Origin of the sequence: Streptomyces sp. NPDC101219, assembly GCF_044767675.1 — a bacterium.
In the GTDB taxonomy this organism is placed as follows: domain Bacteria; phylum Actinomycetota; class Actinomycetes; order Streptomycetales; family Streptomycetaceae; genus Streptomyces.
Window position 1 is genome coordinate 57,781 of sequence record NZ_JBIWOK010000006.1, and the last position, 15,587, is coordinate 73,367.

Genomic DNA, 15,587 nt, shown 5'->3' on the forward strand with positions numbered 1-15,587 from the left:
CGGCTACCGCCGCCGGATCTTCGAGCCCAGCCACACCAGCGGGTCGTACTTGCGGTCCGCCGCCCGCTCCTTCATCGGGATGAGCGCGTTGTCGGTGATCCGGATGCCCTCGGGACAGACCTCCGTGCAGCACTTGGTGATGTTGCAGTAGCCGAGACCGTGTTCGTCCTGGGCCGTGCGCTTGCGGTCCAGGCCGGACTCCTCGGCCTCGTCCAGCGGATGCATGTCCAGCTCGGCGACCCGCATCAGGAAACGCGGCCCGGCGAACGCCTGCTTGTTCTCCTCGTGGTCGCGGACCACGTGGCAGACGTCCTGGCACAGGAAGCACTCGATGCACTTGCGGAACTCCTGCGGCCGGTCCACGTCCTCCTGCATCATCCGGTACTCGCCCGGCCCGAGACCTTCCGGCGGCACGAACGCGGGAACCTGCCGGGCCTTGGTGTAGTTGAAGCCGACGTCCGTCACCAGGTCCCGGATCACCGGGAACGCCCGCAGCGGCGTCACGGTGATGGTCTCGTCGCGGCCGAACACCGACATGCGGGTCATGCACAGCAGCCGGGGACGGCCGTTGATCTCCGCCGAGCACGAACCGCACTTGCCGGCCTTGCAGTTCCAGCGCACGGCGAGGTCGGGGGCCTGGGTGGCCTGGAGGCGGTGGATGATGTCGAGGACGACCTCCCCGTCGTTCACCTCGACCGCGAAGTCCTCCAGGCCGCCGCCGTCCACGTCCCCGCGCCACACCTTGAAGCGGGCCTCGTAGCTGCTCACTCGTACAGCTCCTCTTCGGCGAGGTACTTGACCAGCTCCTCCTTCTCGAAGAGGGCGAGCAGGTCCGGGCGGATGGGTTCGGTGGTCTCACGCGACAGGGTGATCTGGCCGCGCACGGGGTCGGTCGCCGCGAGACCCCCCGTGGGGTCGGTCAGCCGGCACAGCAGGTTGACGTTGCGCCAGACGCGGTCCATCGCGGCGTGGTCCTCGCGTGTGTGGCCGCCGCGCGACTCGGTGCGCTCGAGGGCGGCCCGCGCCACGCACTCGCTGACCAGCAGCATGTTCCTGAGGTCCAGTGCGAGGTGCCAGCCCGGGTTGAACTGCCGGTGCCCCTCGACCCCGGCCCGGCGGGCGCGCACCCGCAGCTCCGCCAGCTTCTCAAGGGCCTGCCGCATCTCGTGGTCCCGGCGGATGATGCCGACCAGGTCGTTCATGGTCTGCTGGAGTTCCTGGTGCAGGGTGTAGGGGTTCTCCGGCGGGCCGTCGTCCCCTTCCCCGTCCTCCGACTCGGCAGAGAACGGCCGCAGCGCCTCCGCCGCCGCCGTGTCGATCTGCGGGTCGTCCACCCGCGGCCGGCGTCCGCCGCCCTCCCCGGCCGCGTACGCGGCGGCGTGCAGGCCCGCCCGGCGGCCGAAGACCAGCAGGTCGGACAGCGAGTTCCCGCCGAGCCGGTTCGAGCCGTGCATGCCGCCGGCCACCTCACCGGCCGCGAACAGTCCCGGCACCCCGCGTGCCGCCGCCGTGTCGGAGTCGACGGCGATGCCGCCCATCACGTAGTGGCAGGTCGGGCCGACCTCCATCGGCTCCGCCGTGATGTCGACGTCCGCCAGCTCCTTGAACTGGTGGTACATCGACGGCAGCCGCCGCTTGATCACCTCGGCCGGCATCCGCGTGGACACGTCCAGGAACACCCCGCCGTGGGGGGAGCCCCGGCCGGCCTTGACCTCCGCGTTGATGGCGCGGGCCACCTCGTCGCGCGGGAGCAGCTCCGGCGGACGCCGGTTGCGGTCCGGGTCCTCGTACCAGCGGTCGCCCTCCTCCTCGGACTCCGCGTACTTGTCCTTGAAGACGTCCGGCACGTAGTCGAACATGAACCGCTTGCCCTCGGAGTTGCGCAGCACCCCGCCGTCGCCGCGCACCGACTCGGTGACGAGGATGCCCTTCACCGACGGCGGCCAGACCATGCCGGTGGGATGGAACTGCACGAACTCCATGTTCAGCAGGGGTGCCCCGGCCAGCAGGGCCAGGGCGTGCCCGTCGCCGGTGTACTCCCAGGAGTTCGACGTGACCTTGAACGACTTGCCGATGCCGCCGGTGGCGATCACCACCGCGGGGGCCTGGAGCACGAAGAAGCGGCCGGTCTCCCGTTCGTAGGCGAACACCCCCGAGACGCGGTCGTCCTCCTTGAGCACCCGGGTGACGGTGCACTCCTGGAAGACCTTCAGCCGGGACTCGTAGTCCCCGGTCTCCCGGAAGTCCTCCTGCTGGAGGGCCACGATCTTCTGCTGGAGCGTGCGGATCAGCTCCAGGCCGGTCCGGTCGCCGACGTGCGCGAGACGCGGGTACTCGTGGCCGCCGAAGTTCCGCTGCGAGATCCGCCCGTCCCCGGTCCGGTCGAACAGCGCGCCCCACGTCTCCAGCTCCCACACCCGCTGCGGTGCCTCCTGCGCGTGCAGCTCGGCCATCCGCCACTGGTTGAGGAACTTCCCGCCGCGCATCGTGTCGCGGAAGTGCACCTGCCAGGTGTCACCGGAGTTGACGTTGCCCATGGCCGCCGCGATGCCGCCCTCGGCCATCACGGTGTGCGCCTTGCCGAACAGCGACTTGCAGATCACGGCCGTGCGGGCGCCCCGCTCGCGCGCCTCGATGGCGGCGCGCAGTCCGGCGCCGCCCGCCCCGACCACGACGACGTCCCACTCCTGCCGGTCGACCACGGTCATTCCTCAACGCCCCAGTCATCGAAAGCCATCAGAAACACGGACACCGTCAGAAGAAGCGCGGATCGTCGAAGACGCCGGTGGCGACGAGATACACGTAGAGGTCGGCGAGCGCCACGCTCAGCAGGGAGGCCCAGGCCAGCTGCATGTGGCGGGCGTTCAGCCGCCCCACCCACTGCCACATCCGGTAGCGCACCGGATGCTTGGAGAAGTGCTTCAGCTTCCCGCCGACGATGTGCCGGCAGGAGTGGCAGGAGATCGTGTACAGCCAGATCAGCACGATGTTGACCAGGAAGACGAGGGTGCCCAGGCCCATGTGACCCCACGCGTAGTTCTCGTCCCGGAAGGCCAGCACGGTGTCGTAGGTCAGGACGAGCGCGACCAGCAGGGCCGCGTAGAAGAAGTACCGGTGGACGTTCTGCAGGATCAGCGGGAAGCGGGTCTCACCGGTGTACGTCCGGTGCGGTTCGGCCACCGCGCAGGCCGGCGGGGACGCCCAGAACCCCCGGTAGTAGGCCTTGCGGTAGTAGTAGCAGGTCAGACGGAAGCCCAGCGGGAAGATCAGGATGATGATCGCGGGCGAGATGCCCCACCAGCTGCCGAACAGCTCCCAGTTCGGTCCGGCCCGCATCGGCACGCAGTTCTCCGCCAGGCAGGGCGAATAGAACGGCGAGACGTACGGTGCCGCGTAGTAATCGGTGTTCGCGAAGGCCCGCCAGGTCGAATAGACGACGAACGCCAGCAGACCGGCCGCGGTGGCGGCCGGGGCCAGCCACCAGCGGTCGGTCCGCAGGTGCGGGGCCGCGATCGCGGCGCGCGTACCCGTTCGTACGCCGCCGCGGCGGGGATGGGGTTCGGTGGCGGGAGGTTCCGTACCAGTGGCCACGTGTCCGCTCCGGTAGGGGTCGACGAGTCGCGGCGGTCGGGGACAGGACTGCGGTGGTCGGGTCGGGGACAGGACTGTGGTGGTCGGGTCGGGTCGGGTCGGGGACGGGGGCCGGCGGGCCGCGGGGCCCGCCGGGGCCGGGGTCAGGGGGCGCGCCGGTCGCGGGCGCCGAGTCCCTCGTCGTCGGTGTCGATCCACAGCGAGGGGTCGTACGGCGTGTCGGAGATGGTCACGAGGTCGGGCCGCGGCGGCGCGCCGGCCGGACCGGCCGCCGTCTCCCGCAGCAGCGCCACGCTCTCGCGCAGGTGATCGGTGTCGGTGCGGACGCGGCGCATCTCCAGGCCACCGCTGCCCAACTGCTTCTCCAGGCGCCCCACCGACCGCATCAGGTCGTCGAGGCAGCGCTGGACGGACGTCAGCTCGTCGTGCACGGACATGACTTGCCCTCACTTCCGCGGGTCCTTCAGGCCCAAGGCGGCAACGTTCATGCGCCTGAGAGTGTCGCGCGTCACACCTTGTGCTGTGAAGGGATGTGCATCGATTGGCCGAGGCGCACAGGCGCACCGGCCGGTGCGTTGCGCCGCACGGGTGGGCTTCCCGGCCGTGGTCGCCGTGTCGCCCTCGGTTGCCGAACCCTTTCCTCTTCAGTGGCCGCATACATCAGATGAGCACCAAATACCGCCAAAAGTGATCGTAACGCCCGCGGCCTTCCGGAGGTACCCAGAGATGTCCCACGACGGAGTCCGCCCGCGCGCGGTCCTGCGCTCGATCACCTTCCTCACCGCGGGCGCGCTCGCGGTGACCGCCCTGGCCGGATGCAGCTCCGAGGACCCCTCGGGCAAGCCGCTCGCCGGCGCGGACGTGGCCCCCGCGGAACGCTCGAAGATCGCCGACGGCGGCACCCTGCGCTGGGCCGTGGACACCGTCCCGGACACCCTGAACACCTTCCAGTCCGACGCCGACGCCACCACCGTCCGGGTCGCCCAGGCCGTCCTGCCGTCGATGTTCCGCATGGACGCGAGCGGACGGCCGGAACGCAACCCCGACTACCTGGAGTCCGCCGCGGTCGTCGAGACCGAGCCCAAGCAGGTCGTGCTCTACAAGCTCAACCAGCAGGCCGTGTGGAGCGACGGCCGCGAGATCGGCGCCGCCGACTTCGCCGCCCAGTGGCGCGCCCTGTCCGGCAAGGACACCGCCTACTGGACCGCCCGCAACGCCGGCTACGACCGCATCGAGAAGATCGAGCGCGGCAAGGGGAACCTGGAGGTCAAGGTCACCTTCAGCCGCGCCTACGCGGACTGGCGGTCGCTGTTCACGCCGCTGTACCCCAAGGAGGTCATGGGCTCGCCCGACTCCTTCAACGACAGCGCCCGCAAGAAGCTCAAGGTCACCGCCGGCCCCTTCGAGGTCAAGAAGGTCGACGGCAAGAAGGACGAGGTCACCCTGACCCGCAACGCGCGGTGGTGGGGCGACCCGGCCCGGCTGGAGAAGATCGTGCTGCGGGCGGTTCCCCGCGACGAACGGGTCTCCGCGCTCGCCGCCGGGGACATCGACCTGGCGGAGATCGACGCCTCCGCCGCCCGCCGCATCACCGTCAGTGCCACGGCGCGGGACGGGGCCACCCCCCTGATGGGCCCCGGCAGCGCCGCCTCCTCCTCCGCCGAGGCACTGCACTCCTGGGCCGTCGCCAACGGCTCGGACGAGAAGGCCGCCGAGGAGGAGACCACCGCCCGCGAGAAGGCGGCGGCCCGGGCGCGGGAGCAGAAGGCCCTCGGCGCCTTCGAGCTCCGCAAGTCCCTGGAGCCCGCCTACACCCAGCTCGCCCTCAACGGAGCCGAGGGCCCCCTCGCCGACGAGCGGGTCCGCCGGGCCGTGGCCCGGGCCCTGGACCGCAGGGCCCTGGCCGAAGCGGTCCTCAAGCCGCTCGGCCTGCCCGCCGAACCGGTCGGCAGCCACCTCGCCCTGGCCGGCCAGGCCGCCTACGCCGACAACAGCGGCGCCCTCGGCGACCAGGACGCCAAGGAGGCACGGGCGCTCCTCGCGGACGCCGGGTGGGTGCCGGGCGGCCCGGTGGAGAAGGAGAAGGGGGACAAGGAGAAGGCGGCCGGCTCCGAGGGGAAGAAGGCCGAGGGCTCCGGGAAGGACGCCGAGGACGACGACGGCACGTACATCGTCGGCGAGGACGAGAAGAAGGACGCCGAGAAGAAGGACACGAAGGAAAAGAACGCGGACGGCGAGAAGAAGGACGGCGGGGACGACGGCAAGGCGCCCGGCGAGACGGCGGGGGACCGGGAGGACCACCTGGCCCAGGACGGCCCCCAGCACCAGCAGGTGAAGCAGGGCACGGCCCCCGGCGCGTACGCCCCCAAGGGCACCGCCGCCCCGGCCAAGGCGGAGACCGCCCCGCTCGCCAAGAACGGCAAGGCGCTCACCCTGCGCTTCGTGCTCCCCTCCGGGCCCGGCTCCGACGTCCTGCGCACCGTGGCCGACCGGATCACCAAGATGCTCTCCGAGGTCGGCATCCGCACGGATGTCACCAAGGTCGAGGACGACAGCTTCTTCAAGGACCACATCGCGTCCGGCCAGTACGACCTCGCCCTGTACTCCTGGCCCGCGACCGCCTACCCCGCCACCGACGCCCGCCCCGTCTACGCCAAGCCCGTCCCGGCCGCCGACGGCTCGCTGAACGTGGAGCAGAACTACACCCGGGTCGGCACCGACCAGGTCGACCAGCTCTTCGACCAGGCCATCACCACGCTCGACGACGGTGAGCGCAGCGCCCTGATCCGCAAGGCCGACTCCCGGATCTGGGCGGCGGCCGGGTCCATTCCCCTCTACCAGCGCCCCCAGCTCACGGCCGCCCGCAAGAACCTGGTCAACGCGGGCGCCTTCGGATTCCGCTCCCCGGTGTACGAGGACATGGGCTTCCTCAAGAAGGGCGCCAAGGGCCCGGCGGGCGAGCGGGCGACGCACAGCGCGAAGTGATCCCGGGGCCGCACGGCGGGGGCCGGTCCGGCCCTCCCGGCGGCCCCTCGCGAAACTGTGCGGCAGGTCACGCCGGGCGGTGACGGAAGGGCCTCGGCGACGGCCCCGCCGGCCGCCCCGACCGGCTTCCGGGGCCGGTGGAGTGCGGCGTTTCCGCCCGAGGGCGGTGGTGGAGGGGAGCCCGGCGAGGCGCTGATCAGGGGGTGCGGAGGGCCCGGGCGGGCCGTTGCGCGCGGGCGGCGGGATGCGAGGCCCGTAACATGGGGAGAGGCCGTGGCGTGTTCAGCCCGGCAGGGTCCGCGCACCACAGCCGTCTGCGCAGGGCCATTCCTCACCATTCCGGGAGTACGCCAACCCATGGCTTTGTCCATCCAGCGTCACGACATCCGCAACGTCGCCATCGTCGCCCACGTCGACCACGGCAAGACCACCATCGTCGACGGCATGCTCAAGCAGGCCGGTGCCTTCGCCGCCCACCAGCTCGACCAGGTCGACGAGCGCATGATGGACTCCGGCGACCTGGAACGTGAGAAGGGCATCACGATCCTCGCCAAGAACACGGCGGTGAAGTACCACCCCAAGGACGGCGGGGACCCGATCACGATCAACATCATCGACACCCCCGGCCACGCCGACTTCGGCGGCGAGGTCGAGCGTGCGCTGTCGATGGTCGACGGTGTCGTGCTGCTCGTCGACTCCTCCGAGGGGCCGCTGCCGCAGACCCGCTTCGTGCTCCGCAAGGCGCTCCAGGCCCGGCTGCCGATCATCCTGTGCATCAACAAGACGGACCGCCCGGACAGCAGGATCGACGAGGTCGTCAACGAGGCCTACGACCTCTTCCTGGACCTGGACGCCGACGAGGAGCAGATCGAGTTCCCGATCGTCTACGCCTGCGGCCGTGACGGCATCGCCTCGCTGACCAAGCCGCAGGACGGCACGGTCCCCTCGGACTCCGACTCCCTGGAGCCGTTCTTCTCCACGATCCTGCAGCACATCCCCGCGCCCACCTACGAGGAGGGCGCCCCGCTGCAGGCCCACGTCACCAACCTCGACGCGGACAACTTCCTCGGCCGTATCGCCCTGCTGCGCGTACACCAGGGCGAGCTGAAGAAGGGCCAGACCGTCGCCTGGATGAAGCGCGACGGCTCCGTGCAGAGCGTGCGGATCTCCGAGCTGATGATGACCGAGGCGCTCACCCGCAAGCCCGCCGAGAAGGCCGGCCCCGGTGACATCTGCGCGGTGGCCGGCATCCCGGACATCATGATCGGCGAGACGCTGGCCGACCCGGAGAACCCGGTCCCGCTGCCACTCATCACGGTGGACGAGCCCGCGATCTCGATGACCATCGGCACCAACACCTCCCCGCTGGTGGGCCGTGGCGGCAGCGGCAAGGGCGCCGACAACAAGGCGGCCGTGAAGGACCGCAAGGTCACCGCCCGTCAGGTCAAGGACCGGCTGGACCGCGAGCTGATCGGCAACGTGTCGCTGCGCGTGCTGGACACCGACCGGCCCGATGCCTGGGAGGTGCAGGGCCGCGGCGAGCTGGCGCTGGCCATCCTGGTCGAGCAGATGCGCCGCGAGGGCTACGAGCTGACCGTCGGCAAGCCGCAGGTCGTCACCAAGGAGGTCGACGGCGCGGTGCACGAGCCCGTCGAGCGGATGACGATCGATGTGCCCGAGGAGCACATGGGCGCGGTCACCCAGGTGATGGGTGTGCGCAAGGGCCGTATGGACAACATGTCGAACCACGGCTCCGGCTGGGTGCGCATGGAGTTCGTGGTGCCCTCCCGCGGCCTGATCGGCTTCCGTACGGAGTTCCTCACGCAGACCCGCGGCACCGGCATCGCCCACTCCATCCACGAGGGCCACGAGCCCTGGTTCGGCACGCTCCAGACCCGTAACAACGGCTCCCTGGTCGCCGACCGCGCCGGTGCGGTCACCGCGTTCGCGATGACCAACCTCCAGGAGCGCGGCGTGCTCTTCGTGGAGCCCGGCACCGAGGTGTACGAGGGCATGATCGTCGGTGAGAACTCCCGCTCCGACGACATGGACGTCAACATCACCAAGGAGAAGAAGCTCACCAACATGCGCTCCTCCACGGCCGATGTGACCGAGTCCATCGTGCCGCCGCGCAAGCTGTCGCTGGAGCAGTCGCTGGAGTTCTGCCGCGACGACGAGTGCGTCGAGGTGACGCCGGAGTCCATCCGGATCCGCAAGGTGAACCTGGACGCCCGCGAGCGCGCCCGCGCCGCGAGCCGCGCCAAGCACGGCTGATCCGCCAGTCCGGGGGCCCTCCGGGGCCCTGTGGCCGCCCTTCGGGGCGGCCCGGACCGGCGTGCGGTCCGAGGCCGGCGTGAGCGTGCGGCCCAAGGCGGGACCGGGGTGGGGCCCGAGGCCGGACCGGCGTGCGGCCTGACGCGGGACCGGCGTGCGGCCCGAGCCCGGCGTGAGCGTGCGGCCCGAGCCCGGCGTGACATCCCGCGCCGGCCGAAGTCGCGCCCCACAGGCCCCTGATGTGACGTGGGCCTCAGTGGGTGCGGCCGGTCTCCGTCCCGCGGGTGTCGGCCGGCCGACGGGCGGGTGAACGGCGCCCGCACAGGGGGTAGGGGGAAAACCCTCGATTCGCCCTGCGAACCCGTTCCGAGCGGCCCTTTCGCACTACCCTGCTGCCGGACGGCGCGCGTGGCCGTCCGTATGTCCGCCGATCCGTGCCCCCACGGTCAACGGCCGTACGGGGCAAGCGCGCTGAGTGCACGGCAGCCCTCACGGGCACCCTGCGCCGCGGTCAGGTTACGCGCAATCGATTTTTCTCTCCCGGGCGTCCGCATAGCGGACGCCCGCTTCCGATAGATGTGTAACAAGTCCGTTTCGCAGGGATCTTTCACCAAACCCTTTGTCCGGATTTTGGAAGATGTAGGACCGAGCTGTGATCGAACCGAGACCTCGTGGGTGTGGTTCGGCCCAGGCGCATGGCAGATAGTTAGGCGCGTAGAGCTCGGGAAAACGGGTCACGCGCTGACGGCGCCGACTCACGAGCACGGGGGCACCTGACAATCTCCGGCACCGGCGACGGGCGGTGGACGGTGATGTGTCGTGTGCTCCCCTTTGCGGTGAACCAATGGACTCATGAGGAGGAACCCATGCGCGGTGCCAAGAGCGCCAAGTGGGTCGCGATAGCCGCGGTTGTGGCGCTGGGCGCGACCGCCTGTGGTGGGGGAAGCGGTGACAGCGGCAACGACAACAGCAACGCCGCGGTCGACCCGAAGGGGATTTTCTCGGTTGACGTCGGGGAGCCGCAGAACCCGCTCCAGCCGGCGAACGCCAAGGAGTCGAACGGCTCCAAGGTCATCAAGGCCGTGTTCTCGCAGCTTGTCGACTTCGACGACAAGGGCAAGATCGTCTACGAGAACGCCGAGTCCATCAAGACCGAGGACAACAAGGTCTGGACGGTCACCCTCAAGGACGGCTGGAAGTTCCACAACGGCGAGGCCGTGACGGCGAAGTCCTACGTGGACGCCTGGAACTGGGCCGCCAACATCAAGAACAACCAGACGAACAGCTACTGGTTCGCGGACATCAAGGGCTTCGAGGACGTCCACCCGGAGAAGGGTGACCCGAAGGCCGACGCCATGTCCGGTCTGAAGGTCGTCGACGACAAGACCTTCACCATCGAGCTGTCCTCGCCGATCCCGTACTTCGAGTACAAGCTCGGCTACGACGTCTGGTCGCCGCTCCCCTCCGGCTTCTTCAAGGACCCGGCTGCCTTCGGCGAGAAGCCGGTCGGCAACGGCCCCTACGAGTTCGTCAAGTGGGAGCACAAGAAGCAGATCGAGCTCAAGACGTACGCCGACTACAAGGGCGCGGACAAGCCCAAGAACGGCGGTGTGATCCTCAAGAACTACACCACCGTCGAGGCCGGCTACCAGGACCTGCTCTCCAACAACCTGGACGTCATCCGCCAGATCGGTCCGAAGGACCTGCCCAAGCGCAAGGCGGACCTGGGCGACCGCGCGGTGGACCAGGACTACAACGCCGTCCAGACCATCACGCCGGCCTTCTACACCAAGCAGTGGAAGGACATCGACCCCAAGGTCCTGCAGGGCCTGTCGATGGCGATCGACCGCGAGACGATCACCAAGACCGTCCTCAACGGCACCCGTGAGCCCGCGAGCAGCTTCGCGGCCAAGGGCGTGGCGGGTTACCAGGCGGGTGTCGCCGGCGACATCCTCACCTACAACCCGGACAAGGCCAAGCAGTACATCAAGGACGGCGGCGGCGTCCCCGGCAACAAGATCACCATCCAGTTCAACGCGGACGGCGGTCACAAGGAGTGGGTCGAGGCGGTCTGCAACAGCATCCGCCAGGCCACCGGCGTCGACTGCGTCGGCGACTCCAAGCCGGACTTCCAGACGGACCTGGACGCGCGTGACGCCAAGGAAGTCAAGTCGATGTACCGCGGCGGCTGGGTGCAGGACTACCCGCTGAACGTCAACTTCATGCGGGACCTGTACGGCTCCAAGGCGGACGGCAACACGTCCGGCTTCGCCGACAAGGAGATCGACGCCCTGTTCAAGAAGGGCGACAACGCCAAGGACCTGGACAGCGCCATCGCGGCCTACCAGGAGGCGGAGAAGGCCATGTTCGAGAAGATGCCTTCCATCCCGCTCTGGTACTACAAGGCCAACTTCGGCTACTCCACCAACGTCAAGAACGTGAAGTTCGACAACAACGGTGACCCCGTCCTCACGGACATCGAGGTCCTGAAGAAGTAATCGAACAGTTCGCACGCGGTGACGGTCCCCGATCCGGGGCCGTCACCCCGTGCCGGCGGGGGCCGACGGGCGTGAGTCTCCGGAACGGAGCGAACACCCGTCGGCCTTTCCCGCTGTGACAAACATGGAGGAACCATGGGGCGCTACGTCGCGCGGCGACTGCTCCAGATGATCCCGGTCTTCATCGGGACGACACTGCTGATCTTTCTCATGATGTACGCGCTCCCCGGCGATCCCGTGCGCGCGCTGTACGGAGAACAGTCGGTGGACCCGTCGCAGATCGCCTCGATCAAGGCGGAGTACGGGCTCGACAAGCCGCTCTGGCAGCAGTACATCAACTACCTCGCCGGTCTGCCGCAGGGTGACTTCGGTACCCAGATCGCCAGCCGGCGACCGGTCGCCGAAGTGATGGGCGAGGCCTTCCCCGTCACGGTCCGGCTGACCATCATCGCCTTCGTCTTCACCGTCCTGGTGGGCGTGTCGATGGGCATCATCTCGGGCATGCGGGCCGGTAAGAAGACCGACACGAGCGTGCTCGTCGTCACGCTCCTGCTCATCTCGATGCCGTCGTTCGTTCTCGGCTTCCTGTTCCAGTGGTTCTTCGCCATGCAACTGGGCTGGGTGACACCGACCGTCCAGGACTCCATGAACTTCGGGCAGTTGTTCCTGCCCGCGATCGTCCTGGCCTCGCTCTCCCTGGCGTACGTGGCGCGGCTGACCCGGACGTCGATCGCCGAGAACCTCCGCGCCGACTACATGCGCACCGCCGTCGCCAAGGGCCTGCCGAGGCGCCGCATCATCTCCATGCACCTGATGCGGAACTCGATGATCCCCGTGGTCACGTTCCTCGGCATCGACATCGGCAACCTGATGACGGGTGCGATCGTCACCGAGGGCATCTTCAACGTCCAGGGCATCGGTAAGCTCGTGTACGACGCGCTCAGCCGGCGCGAGGGCGCGACAGTGGTGGGCATCGTCACGGTGATGGTCCTCATCTACCTCTTCGTCAACCTGATCGTCGACCTGCTGTACGCGGTCCTGGACCCGAGGATTCGCTATGCCTGAGCTGGCCTCGAAAACAGACACCGCCGTGGCCGCCCAGGCCGCGACCACACCGGACGCCGTGCTCAACACGGACGCCGGCCCCGCCCCCGGCAAGCCGCGCAGCCTCTGGTCCGACGCCTGGCACGACCTGCGCCACAACTGGATGTTCCTGATATCCACGGCCCTGATCCTGCTGCTGCTGATCATCGCCGCGGTCCCGGACCTGTTCATCTCGGGGTCGGTGAGCCCGCGCGACGGCGACCTGACGAAGCACTACCTGCAGAAGCCCGAGCTGGGACACCTCTTCTCCGCCGAGTGGCTCGGTTACGACCACCAGGGCCGCTCCATCTACGCCCGCGTCCTGCACGGCACCCGCGCCTCGATCCTCGTCGGTGTCATCGTCACCGTGGCGGTGACCCTGCTGGGCGGTCTGGTCGGCCTCGTCTCCGGCTACTTCGGCGGCTGGTTCGACTCGCTGCTGTCCCGCATCACCGACGTCTTCTTCGGCATTCCCTTCCTGCTCGGCGCCATGGTGGTGCTGAACACGTTCGCCGAGCGGTCGGTCCCGGTGGTCGCCCTCGCGCTGGCCGTCCTCGGCTGGACCTCCATCGCCCGCGTGATGCGCGGTTCGGTGATCACGGTCAAGCAGGCCGACTACGTGACCGCGGCCAAGGCGCTCGGCGCCGGCACGGGCAGAATCTTGTTCAAGCACATCCTTCCGAACGCCGTCGCCCCGGTGATCGTCGTCGCCACCATCGCGCTGGGTGGCTACATCACGGCCGAGGCAACCCTGTCCTTCCTGGGCATCGGTCTGACCGACTCGATCTCCTGGGGCCAGGACATCTCGGCGGGCAAGGACTACCTGCGGGTCGCGCAGTACGTCCTGTTCTTCCCCGCCGCGATGCTGAGCATCACCGTGCTGGCGTTCCTCATGTTCGGCGATGCGGTCCGCAACGCCCTTGACCCCAAGTCGCGCTGAGGGAGGCGTTACGTGAGCATCATCGACAAGACCGACGCCGTCCTCGAGCCGAGGGCCGAGGGCTTCGACGGGCCGCTGCTGGAAGTCCGTGACCTGCACGTGGAGTTCCACACCCGGGACGGCGTCGCCAAGGCCGTCAACGGCGTGAACTACTCCGTCGACGCGGGCGAGACGCTCGCCGTGCTCGGTGAGTCGGGCTCCGGCAAGTCCGTCACCGCGCAGGCGGTCATGGGCATCCTCGACATGCCGCCCGGCCGCATCCCGCAGGGCGAGATCAAGTTCCGCGGCCAGGACATGCTGAAGATGTCCGAGGAGGAGCGGCGCCGGATCCGCGGCCGGAAGATCGCCATGATCTTCCAAGACGCCCTGTCCTCGCTCAACCCCGTGCTCTCGGTGGGCTACCAGCTCGGCGAGATGTACCGGGTGCACCAGGGCCTGTCCAAGAAGGACGCCAAGCGCAAGGCCATCGAGATGATGGACCGGGTGAAGATCCCGGCCGCCGCGGCGCGGGTGAGCGACTACCCGCACCAGTTCTCCGGCGGTATGCGCCAGCGCATCATGATCGCCATGGCGCTGGCCCTGGAGCCCGACCTGATCATCGCCGACGAGCCCACGACCGCGCTCGACGTGACGGTCCAGGCCCAGGTGATGGACCTGCTGGCGGAACTCCAGCGCGAGTACCACATGGGTCTGATCCTCATCACCCACGATCTTGGCGTGGTCGCCGACGTCGCGGACAAGATCGCGGTGATGTACGCGGGCCGCATCGTGGAGCAGGCTCCGGTGCACGAGCTCTACAAGAGGCCGGCCCACCCCTACACCAAGGGGCTGCTGGACTCGATCCCGCGCCTGGACCAGAAGGGCCAGGAGCTGTACGCGATCAAGGGGCTGCCGCCGAACCTGACGCGCATCCCGAGCGGCTGCGCGTTCAACCCGCGCTGCCCGAAGGCGCAGGACGTCTGCCGTACGGACATCCCGCCGCTGCACCCGGTGACCGAGCCCGACGGGACCGAACTGGTCGGCCGTGCCTCGGCGTGCCACTTCTGGAAGGAGACGATCCATGGCTGAGCTCAGCAAGAAGGACGAGCCGGTCGACGCCACGCCGAACGTCTCCGATGTGGATGTCGTCGAGGCGGGGACCGAGGCGGAGGAGGTCGCCGCACTCGACGCCCCGGTGGAGCGCGGTGAGCCGATCCTCCAGGTCCGCAACCTGGTGAAGCACTTCCCCCTCACCCAGGGCATCCTGTTCAAGAAGCAGGTCGGCGCGGTGAAGGCCGTGGACGGCATCTCCTTCGACCTGTACCAGGGCGAGACCCTGGGCATCGTGGGCGAGTCCGGGTGCGGCAAGTCCACCGTGGCCAAGCTGCTCATGAACCTGGAGCAGGCGTCCGCGGGCGAGATCTTCTACAAGGGCCAGGACATCACCAAGCTGTCCGGGCGCGCGCTGAAGGCGGTCCGCCGCAACATCCAGATGGTGTTCCAGGACCCGTACACCTCGCTGAACCCCCGGATGACGGTGGGTGACATCATCGGCGAGACGTTCGAGATCCACCCGGAGGTGGCGCCCAAGGGCGACCGCCGCCGCAAGGTCCAGGACCTGCTGGACGTGGTGGGCCTGAACCCGGAGTACATCAACCGGTACCCGCACCAGTTCTCCGGCGGTCAGCGCCAGCGCATCGGCATCGCCCGCGGCCTGGCCCTGAACCCCGAGATCATCATCTGCGACGAGCCGGTCTCCGCGCTGGACGTGTCGGTGCAGGCGCAGGTCGTCAACCTGATGGAGGCGCTGCAGGACGAGTTCAACCTGTCCTACCTCTTCATCGCGCACGACCTGTCGATCGTCCGGCACATCTCCGACCGGGTCGGCGTGATGTACCTCGGCAAGATGGCCGAGATCGGCACCGACACGCAGATCTACGACCACCCGACGCACCCCTACACCCAGGCGCTGCTGTCGGCGGTCCCGGTGCCCGACCCGTCGGCCCGCGAGAACCGCGAGCGCATCATCCTCACCGGTGACGTGCCCTCCCCGGCCAACCCGCCCTCGGGCTGCCGGTTCCGCACCCGGTGCTGGAAGGCCCAGGACAAGTGCGCCCAGGAGGTCCCGCTGCTGGCGGTCCCCGAGCGCTTCAAGGGCACGGACTCCCCGGCGGCGCACGACTCGGCCTGCCACTTCGCCGAGGAGAAGAACGTGGTCCACGCGGCCTGACGCCCCG

General features: G+C 69.0%; 11 protein-coding genes. 7 read left to right on the forward strand and 4 right to left on the reverse strand.

Translation table 11 applies throughout. The features are described 5' to 3' along the window. Positions 1–3: 3 nt before the first annotated feature. From ACIRPP_RS13300 to ACIRPP_RS13315, 4 genes are all read right to left on the reverse strand, one after another. The gene (locus tag ACIRPP_RS13300; protein WP_403641322.1) at positions 4–768 is read right to left on the reverse strand and encodes a succinate dehydrogenase/fumarate reductase iron-sulfur subunit; all 765 of its coding nucleotides are present in this window, start codon (positions 766–768) and stop codon (positions 4–6) included. Then, entirely contained in the window at positions 765–2,708 is a 1,944-nt protein-coding gene (locus ACIRPP_RS13305; RefSeq protein WP_403641325.1) for a fumarate reductase/succinate dehydrogenase flavoprotein subunit, read from the reverse strand. Before ACIRPP_RS13305 ends, ACIRPP_RS13300 begins: the two co-directional genes overlap by 4 nt. 46 nt (positions 2,709–2,754) lie before the next feature. Then, on the reverse strand, positions 2,755–3,591 hold the full coding sequence (locus tag ACIRPP_RS13310) for a hypothetical protein (RefSeq protein ID WP_403641328.1): 837 nt from the start codon (positions 3,589–3,591) through the stop codon (positions 2,755–2,757). A gap of 143 nt (positions 3,592–3,734) precedes the next feature. Then, positions 3,735–4,028 carry a hypothetical protein gene (locus ACIRPP_RS13315; protein WP_164349937.1) on the reverse strand — a complete coding sequence of 98 codons (294 nt, stop codon included), beginning with the start codon at positions 4,026–4,028 and terminating at the stop codon, positions 3,735–3,737. Positions 4,029–4,317: 289 nt separating this feature from the next. On the opposite strand from ACIRPP_RS13315, the gene ACIRPP_RS13320 reads away from it, so the two are divergent. From ACIRPP_RS13320 to ACIRPP_RS13350, 7 genes are all read left to right on the forward strand, one after another. Further along, the gene (locus ACIRPP_RS13320; protein ID WP_403641331.1) at positions 4,318–6,576 is read left to right on the forward strand and encodes an ABC transporter substrate-binding protein; all 2,259 of its coding nucleotides are present in this window, start codon (positions 4,318–4,320) and stop codon (positions 6,574–6,576) included. Positions 6,577–6,933: 357 nt separating this feature from the next. Further along, a complete protein-coding gene (gene typA / locus ACIRPP_RS13325) occupies positions 6,934–8,850 on the forward strand; it encodes a translational GTPase TypA (protein ID WP_403641333.1) in 1,917 nt (638 codons plus the stop codon). 866 nt (positions 8,851–9,716) lie between these two features. Next, positions 9,717–11,348 carry an ABC transporter substrate-binding protein gene (locus ACIRPP_RS13330; protein ID WP_403641336.1) on the forward strand — a complete coding sequence of 544 codons (1,632 nt, stop codon included), beginning with the start codon at positions 9,717–9,719 and terminating at the stop codon, positions 11,346–11,348. A gap of 135 nt (positions 11,349–11,483) precedes the next feature. Beyond that, positions 11,484–12,413 (forward strand): ABC transporter permease, encoded by a 930-nt coding sequence (locus tag ACIRPP_RS13335; RefSeq protein WP_403641339.1) that lies wholly within the window; start codon positions 11,484–11,486, stop codon positions 12,411–12,413. After that, complete coding sequence (locus ACIRPP_RS13340; RefSeq protein WP_403641342.1) at positions 12,406–13,371, forward strand: ABC transporter permease; 966 nt, start codon at positions 12,406–12,408, stop codon at positions 13,369–13,371. The genes ACIRPP_RS13335 and ACIRPP_RS13340 overlap by 8 nt, the downstream gene beginning before the upstream one ends. A 12-nt stretch (positions 13,372–13,383) precedes the next feature. After that, positions 13,384–14,439 (forward strand): ABC transporter ATP-binding protein, encoded by a 1,056-nt coding sequence (locus ACIRPP_RS13345; protein ID WP_403641345.1) that lies wholly within the window; start codon positions 13,384–13,386, stop codon positions 14,437–14,439. After that, complete coding sequence (locus tag ACIRPP_RS13350; RefSeq protein ID WP_403641348.1) at positions 14,432–15,580, forward strand: dipeptide ABC transporter ATP-binding protein; 1,149 nt, start codon at positions 14,432–14,434, stop codon at positions 15,578–15,580. Before ACIRPP_RS13345 ends, ACIRPP_RS13350 begins: the two co-directional genes overlap by 8 nt. Positions 15,581–15,587: the final 7 nt, after the last annotated feature.

Coding starts and splice junctions, on each gene's coding strand:
- typA (WP_403641333.1), top strand. CDS start 6,934: ATGGCTTTGTCCATCCAGCGTCACGACATCCGCAACGTCGCCATCGTC.
- ACIRPP_RS13335 (WP_403641339.1), top strand. CDS start 11,484: ATGGGGCGCTACGTCGCGCGGCGACTGCTCCAGATGATCCCGGTCTTC.
- ACIRPP_RS13320 (WP_403641331.1), top strand. CDS start 4,318: ATGTCCCACGACGGAGTCCGCCCGCGCGCGGTCCTGCGCTCGATCACC.
- ACIRPP_RS13330 (WP_403641336.1), top strand. CDS start 9,717: ATGCGCGGTGCCAAGAGCGCCAAGTGGGTCGCGATAGCCGCGGTTGTG.
- ACIRPP_RS13305 (WP_403641325.1), bottom strand. CDS start 2,708: ATGACCGTGGTCGACCGGCAGGAGTGGGACGTCGTCGTGGTCGGGGCG.
- ACIRPP_RS13350 (WP_403641348.1), top strand. CDS start 14,432: ATGGCTGAGCTCAGCAAGAAGGACGAGCCGGTCGACGCCACGCCGAAC.
- ACIRPP_RS13315 (WP_164349937.1), bottom strand. CDS start 4,028: ATGTCCGTGCACGACGAGCTGACGTCCGTCCAGCGCTGCCTCGACGAC.
- ACIRPP_RS13340 (WP_403641342.1), top strand. CDS start 12,406: ATGCCTGAGCTGGCCTCGAAAACAGACACCGCCGTGGCCGCCCAGGCC.